Origin of the sequence: uncultured Bradyrhizobium sp. (assembly GCF_964252615.1) — a bacterium.
GTDB lineage: Bacteria > Pseudomonadota > Alphaproteobacteria > Rhizobiales > Xanthobacteraceae > Bradyrhizobium.
In genome coordinates this window covers 1-14351 of the sequence record NZ_CAXUNQ010000037.1, presented here as the reverse complement: position 1 = coordinate 14351, position 14351 = coordinate 1, and the positions used below count along the sequence as shown (strand labels likewise).

The 14351-nt window shown below is 63.4% G+C and carries 12 protein-coding genes; 4 read left to right on the top strand and 8 right to left on the bottom strand.

Features of this window, described 5'->3' with window-relative positions; all coding sequences use genetic code 11:
* Positions 1-120: 120 nt before the first annotated feature.
* The 7 genes from ACFE72_RS17125 to ACFE72_RS17095 form a co-directional block, all read right to left on the bottom strand.
* On the bottom strand, positions 121-903 hold the full coding sequence (locus tag ACFE72_RS17125) for an enoyl-CoA hydratase/isomerase family protein (RefSeq protein WP_375414313.1): 783 nt from the start codon (positions 901-903) through the stop codon (positions 121-123).
* Positions 900-2906 (bottom strand): acetyl/propionyl/methylcrotonyl-CoA carboxylase subunit alpha, encoded by a 2007-nt coding sequence (locus ACFE72_RS17120; protein WP_375414312.1) that lies wholly within the window; start codon positions 2904-2906, stop codon positions 900-902. The genes ACFE72_RS17125 and ACFE72_RS17120 overlap by 4 nt, the downstream gene beginning before the upstream one ends.
* Positions 2903-4525, bottom strand: a complete 1623-nt coding sequence (locus ACFE72_RS17115; protein ID WP_375414311.1) for an acyl-CoA carboxylase subunit beta — start codon at positions 4523-4525, stop codon at positions 2903-2905. The genes ACFE72_RS17120 and ACFE72_RS17115 overlap by 4 nt, the downstream gene beginning before the upstream one ends.
* A 168-nt stretch (positions 4526-4693) precedes the next feature.
* The gene (locus ACFE72_RS17110; RefSeq protein ID WP_375414310.1) at positions 4694-5560 is read right to left on the bottom strand and encodes a 3-keto-5-aminohexanoate cleavage protein; all 867 of its coding nucleotides are present in this window, start codon (positions 5558-5560) and stop codon (positions 4694-4696) included.
* A 181-nt stretch (positions 5561-5741) separates the two neighbouring features.
* Positions 5742-6392, bottom strand: a complete 651-nt coding sequence (locus ACFE72_RS17105) for a glutathione S-transferase family protein (RefSeq protein WP_375414309.1) — start codon at positions 6390-6392, stop codon at positions 5742-5744.
* Between the two features lie 237 nt (positions 6393-6629).
* Entirely contained in the window at positions 6630-7769 is a 1140-nt protein-coding gene (locus tag ACFE72_RS17100; RefSeq protein ID WP_375414308.1) for an acyl-CoA dehydrogenase family protein, read from the bottom strand.
* Between the two features lie 135 nt (positions 7770-7904).
* The gene (locus ACFE72_RS17095; RefSeq protein WP_375414307.1) at positions 7905-10010 is read right to left on the bottom strand and encodes a molybdopterin oxidoreductase family protein; all 2106 of its coding nucleotides are present in this window, start codon (positions 10008-10010) and stop codon (positions 7905-7907) included.
* A gap of 137 nt (positions 10011-10147) precedes the next feature.
* On the opposite strand from ACFE72_RS17095, the gene ACFE72_RS17090 reads away from it, so the two are divergent.
* A complete protein-coding gene (locus ACFE72_RS17090) occupies positions 10148-10429 on the top strand; it encodes a hypothetical protein (RefSeq protein ID WP_375414306.1) in 282 nt (93 codons plus the stop codon).
* Positions 10430-10507: 78 nt separating this feature from the next.
* On the opposite strand, the gene ACFE72_RS17085 is transcribed toward ACFE72_RS17090, so the two are convergent.
* A complete protein-coding gene (locus ACFE72_RS17085) occupies positions 10508-11476 on the bottom strand; it encodes a Bug family tripartite tricarboxylate transporter substrate binding protein (RefSeq protein WP_375414305.1) in 969 nt (322 codons plus the stop codon).
* Between the two features lie 164 nt (positions 11477-11640).
* Here ACFE72_RS17085 and ACFE72_RS17080 point away from each other — a divergent pair, with 164 nt between their 5' ends.
* From ACFE72_RS17080 to ACFE72_RS17070, 3 genes are all read left to right on the top strand, one after another.
* On the top strand, positions 11641-12729 hold the full coding sequence (locus ACFE72_RS17080; protein WP_375414304.1) for an amidohydrolase family protein: 1089 nt from the start codon (positions 11641-11643) through the stop codon (positions 12727-12729).
* Positions 12730-12858: 129 nt separating this feature from the next.
* Complete coding sequence (locus ACFE72_RS17075) at positions 12859-13308, top strand: (2Fe-2S)-binding protein (RefSeq protein ID WP_375414303.1); 450 nt, start codon at positions 12859-12861, stop codon at positions 13306-13308.
* Between the two features lie 11 nt (positions 13309-13319).
* On the top strand, positions 13320-14351 hold a 1032-nt coding region (locus ACFE72_RS17070), incomplete at its 3' end, for a molybdopterin cofactor-binding domain-containing protein (RefSeq protein WP_375414302.1).

Here is a 14351-nt window from a genome sequence, read left to right as displayed (position 1 = left end):
CGCAAAGGCGGGGACCCATACACACCGAGCGTAATTTTAGGCACGCTGGGGCAGAGGCCATCTTTCAATATGAAATCCGGTGGTTATGGGTAACCGCTTCGCCGGGACGACAGCCCGAGTTTACTTCCCCTTCCAAACCGGCTTGCGCTTTTCTGCAAACGCCGCGAGACCCTCTTTCGCGTCCTCGGTCATCGCGGTCAGCGCGATCTGGCTTTCGGTATAGGCGATGCTCTGGTCGAACGACATCGACGCGATGGCCCGCATGGCATATTTGCCGCGCCGGATTGCGGTCGGTGACTTGTCGATGACCCGACCGATCAGCCATTCGATCTTTGCATCGAGTTCCGCTGCCGGCACCACATGATTGAGAAGTCCTGCAGCTAGCGCGGCGCGCGCGTCGAACGGCTCGCCGGTCAGCGCCCACTCGTTGATCAGCCGCCGCGGCGCGATAGCCTGCAACAGGCTCATCACCTGCATCGGGAATACGCCAACCTTCACCTCCGGCAGGCCGAAGATCGCGTTTTCCGCCGCCACGGCCATGTCGGTCATGCACAATAACCCCATGCCGCCGGCCATGCAGACGCCGTTGACCCGCGCGATCGCCGGTTTTGTCGCATTTTGCGACAGCCGCAACAGATCGGCATAATCGACATTGGGCCTGGCGAAATCGAACGCAAAGGCGGCACCTGTGTTGACAAGGTCGGCACCGGCGCAAAACGCCTTGTCGCCGGCGCCGGTCAGCACGATCACGCGGACCTCCGCGTCATCATGCGCGTCGCGAAAACCTTTTGCGATGCCGGCGACCACATCGCTGTTGATGGCGTTGCGCTTTTCCGGCCGGTTGATGGCGATCCAGAACGCCTGGCCGCGCTTCTCGAGGATCACGCTGGTGTTGTCGGTCATTGCCCTGCTCGCTCAATCCTGCTGGTAGAAACTGCTTTGATTTCGGCGATCATCTTTCCGGTCGTCACCTGCTCGCCTTCGGCGACATCGATGGAGGAAATCGTGCCCGAAACCGGCGCGATATGCACATGTTCCATCTTCATCGCCTCCAGCGTCACCAGCGGCCGGCCGGCCTCGACCCGCTCGCCCTGGCTCACCAGGATCGCGACGATACGGCCATTCATCGCCGCGCGTACCCGGCCGTCGCTGCCTTCAGCCGCCACCCTTGCCGGAGTTGCCAGCGTCAGGTCGCGGACGGCCAGCGTCACGCCATGGTGCAGGATATAAAGACGATCGCCCTCGCGGAGGAAGCGCGCCGATTGCATCAGGCCGTCGAGGCGGAAACGGATGCGGTCGCGGCCGAGCTCATCGATCTCGAACCGGACGTCATGACCGTCGCGACTTGCGGCATAACCCCCGTCGCGCTCGCGCACGAAGTCCAGTTCGTGAATTTTCCCGTCAAGTTCAATCCGCGCCGCAATCGGAAATGTCGCCGCCAGCGTACGTCCGCCTCGCCACACCGGCGCATGGCGGTCGGTGACGTGGAGCAGCAATGCCGCCAGCGCCGCATCCGAAATCCCGGCCCCCGCGCGCGGCGCGAGCAGGTCATCGCGGTATTGCCGGATAAAGCCGGTGGCCGCCTCGCCCGCCGCGAACGCCGGGTGACGCAGGCATGCGGTGAGAAATGCCTGATTGGTGGTGACGCCGAACGCGACGGTGTGTTCAAGGCCGTCAATCAGCTTGCGGCGGGCCTCGTCGCGGGTCGCACCGCACGCAATGATCTTGGCGATCATCGAATCGTAGAACGGCGGAATTTCGGAGCCGGATTGCATCGCGTGTTCGACGCGCAATGCGCCGGGTATCTGCCACAGCGCCATCCGTCCCGACTGCGGCATGAAGTCATGGCCGGCGTCCTCCGAGCACAGCCGCGCTTCGATGGCGTGGCCGGAAAACCTGATATCGGCCTGCGTCAAGCGCAGCGGCTCACCTGCGGCGACACGCAACTGCAGTTCGACGAGGTCCAGGCCGGTAACGGCCTCGGTAACGGGATGCTCGACCTGCAGCCGCGTATTCATTTCCATGAAGTAGAATTCGCCGCTGGCGTCGAGCAGGAATTCCAGCGTTCCGGCTCCTTCGTAGCCGATCGACTGGATGGCCGTGACCGCGATGGCGCCCATCCGCGCCCGCAATTCCGGCGACACCGCCGGCGACGGCGCTTCCTCGATCAGTTTCTGATGCCGCCGCTGCACCGAGCAATCGCGCTCTCCTAGGTGAATGGCGCTGCCGTGGCGGTCGCCGAACACCTGGATTTCGATGTGGCGCGCGTTAACGAGGGCACGCTCCAGAATCACGCCGGGGTCGCCGAACGCGCTCTGCGCTTCGGACCGCGCGCTGCGCACAAGATCCGGAAACGCCGCAGCGTCCTGCGCAAGCCGCATGCCGCGCCCGCCGCCGCCGGCCACCGCCTTGATCATGACGGGGAATCCGATCTTTTCCGCCTCGGCGAGCAGGACAAGGTCGCTCTGGTCGTCACCCTGATAGCCGGGCACGCAGGGCCCGCCGGCGGCCTGCATGAGCGCCTTGGCTCCGGCCTTGTTGCCCATCGCCCTGATGGATTCCGGCGACGGGCCGATGAACACCAGCCCCGCATCGCGGCATGCGGCGGCGAATTCCTCGTTCTCGGCGAGGAAGCCGTAGCCGGGATGCACCGCGTCGGCACCGCTTGACTTCGCCGCGGCGATGATCGCCCGGATGTCGAGATAGGATTGCGCCGGCAGCGCCTCGCCAATGTACACCGCTTGGTCGGCTGCGCGCACATGCAGCGCATCGGCGTCGGCGCGCGAATACACCGCCGCCACGCCATAGCCAAGGCGGCGCGCGGTACGCATGATGCGCAAAGCGATCTCGCCGCGATTAGCGATCAGGATTTTATTGAACGGCGTAGGCTTCGATTCGCCATTCATGGCCGCGCCACCGAAAACTGCATGGCTTGCGGATTGCGCGCCTCCGCCTCGCGACAGATCGCCAGCACCTCGGCCAGAATGCTGCGTGTATCGCGCGGATCGATCACGCCGTCGTCGAGCAGCCGGGCGCTGGTCGAAAACACGTCCATCTGGCCGTCGAATACGCCGATGATTTCGGCCTTCATCGCATCGAGCCTTTGCCGCTCGACCGGCTTGCCGCGCCGGATCGCGGCGGCCTCGGTGACGATAGCCATGGTTTCAGCGGCCTGCTCGCCGCCCATCACCGCGGTCTTGGCGTTCGGCCATGAAAAACAGAAGCGCGGATGAAAGCCGCGCCCGCACATGCCGTAATTGCCGGCGCCGAACGATGCACCGCAGTAGATGGTGATCTGCGGCACGGTGGCCGATGTCACCGCCTGGATCATTTTCGAGCCGTGCTTGATCATGCCGGCCTCTTCGTAGGCCTTGCCCACCATGTAACCGGTGGTGTTGTTCAGATACAGCAGCGGCGTGCGCGACTGGCAGCATCCTTGAATGAAATGCGTCGCCTTATTGGCACCGGGGACATCGAGCGGGCCGTTGTTGGTGATGATGCCGACGGCATGCGCTTCGATACGCGCGTGGCCGCACACCGTGGCAGGACCGTAGGCCGGAGAGAATTCCAGGAAATCGGAATCGTCGATGATGCGCGCGATCACCTGCCGCATATCCACCGGACGCCGGTAGTCCATCGGCACGATGCCCAGCAATTCCTCCGGATCACAGCGCGGCGGACGAATTGCCGCCGGCGGTCCGGCGGCAGCGGGCCGGCCCCATTCCAGCTTGGCCACGATGTCGCGCGCGATCCGCAACGCGTCGCGATCATCTTCGGCGAGATAATCGCCGAGCCCGGAAACACTGGTGTGCATCTCGGCGCCGCCGAGTTCTTCTTCGGTGGCGATTTCTCCGGTCGCTGCCTTGAGCAGCGGGGGGCCTGCGAGAAACGCCCGGGTGCGTCCGCGCACCATCACAATGTAATCCGACAGTCCGGTCTGATAGGCGCCTCCGGCGGTCGATGAGCCGTGCGTCACCGTCACCACCGGCAGACCCGCCGCCGAAAGCCGCGCCAGGTTGCGAAAGATGTTGCCGCCCCGGATAAAATCCTCGACGCGGTAGCGCAGCAGATTGGCGCCGGCGCTCTCGACCAGTTGCACGTAAGGCAGCTTGTTCTCGAGCGCCATTTCCTGCACCCGCAGCGTCTTGTCGAGGCCGTAGGGCTGCAGGGCGCCCGCATCGATGCCGGAATCATTGGCGCTGACCATGCAGCGCACGCCCGAAACAAAACCGATCCCGGCGATCAGGCCGCCGCCCGGCACGCTTTTGTCCGCGTTCGGGACGTCGAACATATAACCCGCCAGTGTCGACAACTCGAGAAAGGGCGAGCCGGGATCGAGCACCAGCGCCACGCGCTCGCGCGGCAGCAATTGGCTGCGGTTGTGGAAGCGGTCCTTTGCGGCAGCCGATGCTTCGCGGGTGCGGTGTTCCAGCGCCCGGATGCGGCCGACCAGCGCCAGCATGCCCTCGCGGTTGGCCTTGAACGCGTCACTCGCGGGCGCAATGGTAGAGTCAATGACCGGCATGGCCGCCGATCTGCCGATGCAGCGACGTCGCCGCCGTCATGCGGAGGTGTCCGGCATGCTTCATGCCGGGCCTCGAAGGATGGGCCGCAAACGCGCTTGTGGCCATCGTTCGAGACGCCGCTCGGGCGCGCGGCTTCTCGAGATGACGGAAGTGCTTGGGGGAGCGCATCACCGCAATATCCCGAAAATCTGCCGCGCCTCCGCAGGGCTCGCAACCTCTCGTCCGGCGCGGCGGGCGCACGCCGCCAAACTCTCGATCAACCGGCCGTTCGATGTCACCTTGGTGCCGTCGCCCAGATAGAACGTGTCCTCCAGCCCGCTGCGCAGGTGGCCGCCCAACTCGGCGCAGCGCTGATGCAGCGGCCAGATTTCGGCGCGGCCGATCGCGGTGACCTGCCAGCCGGCGTCCGGCGGCTTCAGCTTGAGCAGGATCGGCAGCAATTCCACATCGGCCGGCATGCCTGAAGCTACGCCCATCACGAAGTTATATCCCAGCGGTCCTGCATACATCCCGGTCTGCCGGTACATGCCGACGCAGCGCACGATGCCGACGTCGAAGCATTCGAATTCGGGAATCGTGTTCGCTTCTTTCATGACGTCGAGATAGGCCTGCACCTTTTCCACCGCGTTATCGAACATCATGGGCGGCCACGCCCAGGTATTGTCGCTTTTCACCTTCAGATAATTCAGCGAACCGGCGTTGCAGGCTGCCATCTCCGGCCTGGTTTCGCGCACGCAATCCAGCGCACCTTGATAATTCGCCCCCGCGGTGCCCGTGGTGTGATTGATGACGACCCCGGGGCAGGCCTGGCGGATGGCCTGCTGGATTTCGCGCGAGACGCCGACATCCCATGACGGCAGATGGCCCTGGCCCGGCGCCTGCCGGCGCAGATGAATGTGCATCACGCTGGCGCCGGCATCGAATGCGGCTTTGGCTTCGCGCGCCATTTCCTCCGGCGTCACCGGCATGTGATGCTGCTTCGGGTCGGTCAGCACGCCGTTCAGCGCGCAGGTGATGACGGCCTTGTCGCTCATGGCTGAAGCGTCCCCCGATCGCTCTCTTGCGGAGCGATGCACAGAATACAGAAATAGAAGGCGATGTCACCGGCGGCACGTGTCCCGGGCGCGGTGCTGCGTGCAACGCCGCTTCGCAGAACCGGACCGCCCGAAACACGGTGTTCGCGACGGCCCCGGCTCAGCGTCCACGGCATGGGACTCACGTCCGCTTCGGCACCTGCTGCTGCTCACCGGCGAGATTCTCGGCCGCAACGGCGCGCCTGTATCCGTCGCGCGCCTGCAGACGCCGCCAATAGGCCGCGACGTTCGGACCGAAATCTCTGGCAAGACCGATGTTTTCGGCAAGGCGCAAGGCATAGCCGACCAAAATATCGGCGGCGGTAAAGCGGTCCGCACACAGCGTGTCACTCTTTCCGGTGGCCGCTTCGACCGCCCGAAGCCTGCCCAGAAACCATTTGGCATAGTCGGCCGCGACTTGCGGGTTGCGCCGCTCTTCGGGTTCGAGTTGCGTGTAGCGCAGCACCAATGTCTGCGGGAATGTCAGCGTCGCATCGCTGAAATACATCCAGTTCAGGAACGCGCCATAATCGGATTCTGCGACATCGACCACCAACGGCGTCGGTCCGTATCGCGTGCCGAGATAGTGGCAGATGCCGGATGATTCCGACATCCGGGTTTCGCCATCGATCATATACGGGATGGTGCCGAGCGGATTGATGGCGAGATAGTCCTTGGCGAACACCCGCGGCGGAAACGGCAGCATCTTGAGGTCGTAGGCCAGGCCGAGTTCTTCCAGCATCCACAGCGGACGAAACGACCGCGCGGCATTGCAGTGGTAAAGCGTGATCATGATATCATCCCTTGATTCTGTCATTGCCGGGCTTGATTCTAGTGGATGCACACATCTCTGCCGTCATTGCCGGGCTTGCCCCTACTGGATGCACATATCTCTGCCGTCAATGCGGGCTTGATCCTGCTGGATTCACACATCTCGTCATACGCGGGCTTGACCCGCGTATCCATCACCTTTGGAATCCTCTTTTAAAGGATGGATTGCCGGGTCAAGCCCGGCCATGACGAAGAAGAATCATAATCCCATCTGCCTGCTCGCAAGATCCTTCATGATCTCCTCGCTGCCGCCGCCGATGGCGTTGACCTTGACCTCGCGGTAGATGCGCTCGACCTTGATGCCGCGCATGAAACCGGCGCCGCCGAAAATCTGCACCGCTTCGGACGCGCAGAACGCCATGGTCTGGGTAGCCTGGTTCTTCAGCATGCAGATCTCCGCCACCGGATTCTCGCCCCGGTCGAGCCGCCACGCCAGCAGTTCCAGCATCGCCTGCGATGCAGTTACGCGTTGCGCCATATCGACCAGCTTGTGCCTGATCACCTGATGCTGCGCGAGCGGTTTGCCGAAGGTATGCCGCTGCCTGGCATATTCGATCGCCTCGTCGAGGCAGACCCGCGCTGCGGCTATACAGCCCGCCGCCATGGTCAGCCGCTCGCCGTTGAAGTTGTGCGTGATAATCTTGAAGCCGGCGCCCTCCTCGCCGAGCAGGTTGCCGGCCGGCACACGGCAATCGTCGAAATGCAGCGTTGCGGTATCCGACGCCCACCAGCCCATTTTCTTCAAAGGCGTGCGCGACAGCCCCGGCGTATCGCCTTCGATCACCAGCAGGCTGACGCCGCCTCTGCCCGGCCCGCCGGTGCGCACGGCGGTGGTGATGTAGTCGGCGCGCATGCCCGAGGTGATGAAGGTTTTTTCGCCGTTCACCACGTAGACGTCGCCGTCGCGCCGCGCCGAGGTGCGCAGGTTGGCGACATCCGATCCGCCTGACGGCTCGGTGATGGCCAGCGCGGAAATCTTCCTGCCCGAAAGAATCTCAGGCAGCACCCGCGCCTTGAATTCCGGCAAACCGGCGCGCGCGATCGGCGGCGCGCCGATCGAATTGCTTTTCAGGCTGGCGCTGACGCCGCCGCAGCCCGCCCGCGCCAGTTCCTGCACAGCCACGATCCACATGAAGTTGTCGGCCTCGGTGCCTCCGTATTGTTCGGGAAAGCCGAGGCCAAGCAGTCCGATTTCCGCGGCTTTCTCATACAGCACGCGCGGGAAGCCGCCGGCCTCATCCCATTCATGCGCGTAAGGCTCGATCTCTTTTTCGACGAAGCGGCGTACCACCTCGCGGTAGGCGAGGTGCTCGGCGCGATAGAAGGGGCTGCTGGTCACGATCTCCCCCCGGAAGCTGAGTTTTATACCGTCATTCCGGGGCGCGCGAAGCGCGAACCCGGAAACCATAACCATGATCGGAGATTATGGATTCCATGCCTGCGCCAGGTGGCGCATCCCGATGACGACGGTGGATTAATCCGCGCCAGCGCCTGCCCCGGCCTTCTTCACCCACACCTTGTTGTCGTGAAACGCGGCGCCGCCGACGGGCGCGACCGCATCGGCGCCGGTCAGCGTGTTGATCCCCCGTCCGCCGATGTGGGCATGGTTGGGCTGGATCGACTCGGCGATCAGCACGCCGCGGCGCAGGCCGTCGAACAGTTTTACCGTCAGCGTCGTTTGCCCCCGGGTATTGCCGAGCGTCACGGCGTCGCCGTCGGCAATCCCCAGCCGCGCGGCATCGGCCGGATGCATCATCACCGATGGTGCACCCTCGCGCGCCTGCGAGGATGGCGTCTCGTTGAAAGTGGTGTTGAGAAAACTGCGCGACGGGCTGGTAGCAAGGCGGAACGGATGCGCCTCGTCGGCTTCTTCAATGATGGTCCAGTGATCGGGCAGCGACGGCATCTGCTCCCATGGACCCATCCCGGCGATGCCCCATGGCGGGTGCGCCCAATCCGCCTTGAAGTGAAACTTCTTGTCCGCATGCCCAAAGCCGTCGAGGTAGTGCGAGGTACGGAAGTCCGGCTGAATGTCGCGCCACAGATCGGCCTGCAGCGTGTCGATATCGCCATGCCCGCTTTTCTTCAGCGTTACGTCGATCAATTCGCGCGGCGACATTTCGAAACCTGGATGCCTCGCGCCCAGCCGCGCGGCAAGAGCCTGCAGCACCTCATGGTTTGAACGGCATTCGCCGGGCGGCTCGATCAGTTTCGCGCCCACCGAAATGTGCTGGTGGCCGCCTCCATAATAGAGATCGTCATGTTCCATGAACATGGTCGCGGGCAGCACGATGTCAGCCATTTGCGCGGTTTCGGTCATGAACTGCTCATGCACGGCCACGAACAAGTCTTCTCGCGCAAAGCCCTGCCGCACCAGATCCTGCTCCGGCGCCACCGTCATCGGGTTGGTATTCTGGATCAGCATGGCCTTGACCGGGCCGCCGCCGATCAAGGCTTCCGCGTCACCGGTCAGGATGCGTCCGATCTTCGACTGGTCCATCACCCGGGTGGCGCGGTCGATGGCGTCACGGCCTTCGATCACGGATTCATTGAACTTCCAGATCGCCAGATTATTGAAAAACGCGCCGCCGCCTTCATACTGCCAGGCGCCGGTCACCGCCGGAATGCACAGCGCCGCATGCATCTGCGCAGCACCGTTGCGGCTGCGGGTAAAACCATAGCCGAAGCGGAAGAACGAACGCCTGGTCTGGCCGACATTGCGGGCGAAGGCTTCGATTTCCTCCACCGGAACCCCGCAGATCGACGAAGCCCATTGCGGCGTCCGGGTCGCCAGGTGCGCCTCGAGTTCCGCGGGGCAATCGGTGTAGCGTTCCATATAGGCGCGATCGGCAAAGCCCTCGCGGAACAGTACGTGCATGACGCCGCAGGCGAAGGCACCGTCGGTCCCCGGCCGCAGGATGATCTTGATGTCGGCCTGCTTCATGGTGTCGTTGTGATAGATATCCACCACAGCGATCTTCGCGCCGCGTTCTTTGCGAGCGCGCATCGCATGGGTCATCACATTGACCTGGGTGTTCACCGGGTTGGTGCCCCAGATCACGATCAGGTCGGAAACGCCCATCTCGCGCGGGTCGACGCCGGCGATCCTGCCGGTGCCGATGGCAAATCCGACGCGGGCGACGTTGGCGCAGATGGTCGAGTAGAAACGGGAATATTTCTTCACATGGGTGAGGCGGTTGATGCCATCACGCATGACAACACCCATGGTGCCCGCGTAATAATAAGGCCACACCGATTGCGCGCCGAAGTCGCGCTCGGCGGCATCGAACCTCGCTGCGATCTCATCCAGCGCCTCCTCCCACGAAATGCGCGCGAACTGGCCGGAGCCTTTTGCGCCGGTCCGGCGCAGCGGGTGCATCAGGCGGTCGGGATGATGGATGCGCTCGGCATAGCGCGCGACCTTGGCGCAGACCACTCCCGCGGTGTAGCTTTGCAGCCTGGAGCCGCGCACCCGGCCGATGGTCTGGCCGCCGATCACCTCGACGTCGAGGGCGCAGGCAGACGGGCAGTCATGCGGACAGGTGGAGTGCCGGATATCGATCTTGGCGCGCTGGTTCATGGGCTGGAGGGATACCACATAGTGCGGGCTTGATGATATGCAGATTGTGAGGGACCACCATCGTCGCCCCGGGACTCCCGGTCCGGAACGGGTTTTCCCGCGAATCGTTCTATGATGACTTTTTTCAGGAGTCCATGATGACCGGATCGAAATGGCTTGCCGCGATGTCTCTTTCAAGCTTGCTGATTGCCGTGCCCATCGCGGCACAGGCGGCGGACTATGCCGTCCGCCGGCACCATCACCGCCATCACCATGTTCACGTTCGCCATCACATCCCCTGGTTCAGCTATCTTCATAATTACGGGCCGGGCCCCTTCCCCGGCACCTGGGCGTATTACGACGGCCCGACCTCCGTCCGCTGCAAACAGAGCGCCGCCGCCTATCGCGGTCAGGACGGCCGCCGGCATCCGTGCTTCTGAGGTGCAATGACCGAGCACATCGCGTCCCCGGCGCGATGAGCGCACCGCAAGAGCGTTGCGCTGCGTTGGGGCACAAAGTCACTCGTTGCCGATTCCCATCTCTTTCATCACACGCGCGTATTTGGCGAGTTGCTCGCGCGTCAACGCGCCGAGGTCTTCGGCTGAGCTGCCGCGTACCGTAAAACCGAGGTTTTCGAGCCTGGCGCGGATGTCCGGATCGCCGATGGCTTTGAGCACTTCCGCATTGAGCCTTGCGATGATGTCCTTCGGCGTGCCGGCCGGCGCCAGGATCGCGAACCATGAATTGAACAGAAAGCCCGGCAGCCCGGATTCGGAAACGGTCGGCACGTCGGGAAACTGCGGCAGCCGGTTTGACGTGGTGACGCCGATCAGTTTCAGCGAATTGCCGCGCACCAGCGCCGCCACCGTCCCCAGCCCCTGGAAAGCGACGGGGATCTGCCCGGCGGCGACGTCCGTCGCGGCCTGGGTGGCGCCCTTGTAGGGCACGTGGGTCAGCGAGATGCCCGCCGCCGACGCGAACATTGCCATCGCCAGATGCTGCGGACTGCCCGGGCCGCCGGAGCCATAGTCGATCCTGCCGGGGGCCGCCTTTGCAGCGGCAATCAGGTCCGCGGCTGATTTGTAGCTGGTCTGATTGTTGGCGATTAGCCCCCACTCCACCGTTGCGACGAGCGACACCGGCTCGAAATCCTTCAGGATGTCCCAGCGCATCTTCGACTGCATATTCGGCACCATGGTCATGATGCTGTCGTTGAAGCCGCCGATAGTGTAACCGTCCGGCTCGGCGCGCGCGACCGCCTCGGCCCCGATCAGTCCGGACGCACCGGGCTGGTTCAGGATCACGAATTGCTGGCCCATATTGTCGGCCATCTTCTGGGTGACGATTCTTGCCGCGACATCGACGGCGCTCGCCGCGGCCAGCGGCACGATCATCTTGATCGGCCGGTCCGGATAATTCGTTTGTGCAATGGCGCCGGTGGAGGCAAGAAGCGCCAGCGCTGGAACAAACGAGTGAAGCAGGCGCATTGCGCGATCTCCTTGAGCGGTGATTCCAGGTAACCGACGTTATTAATTATTTCCAGAATCATTGCCCTTTCGCCTTCGGCTTGGCAATGTGTCCGCTTCATAAACCAAGACAAGCCGGCAATCGACCGGCCGGCGGGAAACGCGGCTTTCCGGGGGAGAAAGACATGACCACGCGCAGAAGTTTTCTCGCAGGCGCCGCGGCGAGCGGTATCGCGTTCTGCAGTTGCGGCATGCTGGATGCGGCTCGCGCGCAGCCCAGGGCGCAGCGCCTGCCGGTGAAAGTCGATGGCAAGCGCGTCAAGACCATCGACGTTCATTCGCATTGTCTGTTCCACGAAGCCCTCGACCTGCTCGGCCCTGACAAGGACAAGCCGCTGCCGCCCACCAAGGGCCAGCAGGACCACTTCATCGTCATCGAGCAGCGCCTCAAGGCCATGGACGCAATGGCCATCGACATGGAGGTGCTCTCGATCAATCCGTTCTGGTACGGCCGGGATCGCGACCTCGCGGGGCAGATTGTCAAAGTGCAGAACGAAAAATTGGCCGAGCTGTGCGCATCGCAACCGGACCGTTTTGCGGCGTTCGCCTCGTTGGCCCTGCAGTTTCCGGACCTTGCGGTGCAGCAACTCGAAACCGCGATCAAGAAGCAGGGCCTGCGGGGTGCCGCGATCGGCGGCAGCGTGCTGGGCGAGGATTTTTCCGATCCCAAATTCCATCCGGTATGGGCTAAGGCCGAAGAGCTTGGCGCCGTGCTGTTCATTCACCCGCAAAGCACGCCGGAACTCGGCAAGCGCTTCAAGGGCAATGGCTGGCTGTCCAACACCATCGGCAATCCGCTCGACACCACCATCGCACTGCAGCACCTGATTTTCGAAGGCACCCTGGACCGCTTTCCCGGTCTGAAAATCATCGCGGCGCATGGCGGCGGCTATCTTGGTTCCTACGCGCCGCGTTCCGATCACGCCTGCTTTGTGTCGCCGCAAAACTGCGACGCGGACATCAAGCTGAAAAAGAAGCCGACCGAATATCTGAACCAGCTTTATTTCGACGCGCTGGTATTCACGCCCGAAGCGCTCCGGCATCTGGTGGCGCAAGTCGGTGCCGGCCAGGTCGTGCTCGGCACCGATCATCCGATCCCCTGGGAAGAGCATCCGGTCGATCACGTCTTCGCCACCACGACGCTCAGCGACAAGCAGAAAGCCGCCATTCTCGGCGGCAATGCGGCGCGGCTGTTCGGGCTGAAGGAGGCTTGAACCGCAAGGCAGGCCAAATCACTTTATGCGGAGTTGTCCGGGCCCAATCTTGATTTGAACTATTCCAGTTTTCAGTCCAGCATCGCGCCGAAGCTCTCTCGATGGATTGGGCTAATCAGGGGAAACGCGATGGCAAACCTCACGATCAACGGCAAAGCATTTGAACTGGATGTCGAAGCCGATACTCCGCTGCTCTGGGCGATCAGGGAAAACGCCGGCCTGACCGGCACCAAATACGGTTGCGGCATCGCACAATGCGGCGCCTGCACGGTGCATATCGACGGCGTCGCGATGCGCTCCTGCGGCGTGCCGGTTTCGGAAGCCGTCGGCAAGCAGATCACCACCATCGAAGGGCTGGCCGCCAATGGCGCGCTGCACAAGGTGCAACAGGCATGGATTGCCAACGACGTTCCGCAATGCGGCTATTGCCAGAGCGGCATGATCATGGCGGTCGCAGCCTTGCTCAAGGAGAAGCCGAAACCGACCGACGCGGATATCGACGAAGCCATCACCAATATCTGCCGTTGCGGCACCTTCCAGCAGGCGCGTGAAGCCATTCACGCCGCCGCCAACGCTTGAGGGAGGCAGCCATGAATCACATGCCCACCCTGAATCGCCGCGCTTTCGTCATCGGCACCGCCGCTGCCGGCGCAGGTCTTGCACTCGGACTTGATCTTCCCTTCGGCGGCCCCACCGTGGTGCGCGCCGCCGACGGTTCGCCTGAAGTCAACGCCTGGGTCGTGATCCGGCCCGACGACACCGTGGTCATCCGCATCGCGCGGTCGGAAATGGGACAGGGCACGCTCACCGGCCTCGCCCAGCTCGTCGCCGAAGAGCTGGAATGCGACTGGTCGAAGGTCACCACTGAATATCCCACGCCGGGACAAAGTGTCGCACGCAAGCGTGCCTGGGGCGATTTCTCCACCGGCGGCAGCCGCGGCATCCGCACCTCGCAGGACTACGTCCGCAAGGGGGGCGCCACTGCGCGCATGATGCTGGTGCAGGCCGCGGCCGATGAATGGAAAGTCCCGGTTGCCGAGTGCGCTGCCGCCAACAGCGTCATCACCCATACGCCGTCGGGGAAAACCACGACCTATGGCAAGGTGGTGGAAGCCGCTGCGAAGCTCGAGCCTCCTGCCGACGCCGATATCAAGCTGAAAGATCCGAAGGACTGGAAGATCGCCGGCAAGGGCATCCTGCGCCTCGACACCGCCGACAAGACCACCGGCAAGATGACCTACGGCATCGACGTCAGGCTGCCGGGCATGCTGAACGCTGCGATCAAGGATTGCCCGGTGTTCGGCGGCAAGCTGAAAAGCTACGACGAAGCCAAAGTGATGGGCATGAAAGGCGTCAAGAAGGTGGTGCGCGTCAACGATTCCACCGTCGCCGTCGTCGCCGACACCTGGTGGCACGCCAAGACCGCGCTCGACGCGCTGCCGATCGCGTGGGACGAAGGCGACAACGCCAAGGTTTCGAGCGAATCGATCGCCGCATGGCTCAAAGAAGGTCTCGACAACACGCAGCCGGCCTTCGTCGGCAATCAGAACGGCGACGCCAAGGCGGCCATCGCGGGCGCCGCGAAGAAAGTCGAGGCGGTCTACAATTATCCGTACCAGAAC

Coding starts and splice junctions, on each gene's coding strand:
- ACFE72_RS17075 (WP_375414303.1), top strand. CDS start 12,859: ATGGCAAACCTCACGATCAACGGCAAAGCATTTGAACTGGATGTCGAA.
- ACFE72_RS17120 (WP_375414312.1), bottom strand. CDS start 2,906: ATGAATGGCGAATCGAAGCCTACGCCGTTCAATAAAATCCTGATCGCT.
- ACFE72_RS17110 (WP_375414310.1), bottom strand. CDS start 5,560: ATGAGCGACAAGGCCGTCATCACCTGCGCGCTGAACGGCGTGCTGACC.
- ACFE72_RS17085 (WP_375414305.1), bottom strand. CDS start 11,476: ATGCGCCTGCTTCACTCGTTTGTTCCAGCGCTGGCGCTTCTTGCCTCC.
- ACFE72_RS17095 (WP_375414307.1), bottom strand. CDS start 10,010: ATGAACCAGCGCGCCAAGATCGATATCCGGCACTCCACCTGTCCGCAT.
- ACFE72_RS17105 (WP_375414309.1), bottom strand. CDS start 6,392: ATGATCACGCTTTACCACTGCAATGCCGCGCGGTCGTTTCGTCCGCTG.
- ACFE72_RS17115 (WP_375414311.1), bottom strand. CDS start 4,525: ATGCCGGTCATTGACTCTACCATTGCGCCCGCGAGTGACGCGTTCAAG.
- ACFE72_RS17125 (WP_375414313.1), bottom strand. CDS start 903: ATGACCGACAACACCAGCGTGATCCTCGAGAAGCGCGGCCAGGCGTTC.
- ACFE72_RS17090 (WP_375414306.1), top strand. CDS start 10,148: ATGACCGGATCGAAATGGCTTGCCGCGATGTCTCTTTCAAGCTTGCTG.
- ACFE72_RS17080 (WP_375414304.1), top strand. CDS start 11,641: ATGACCACGCGCAGAAGTTTTCTCGCAGGCGCCGCGGCGAGCGGTATC.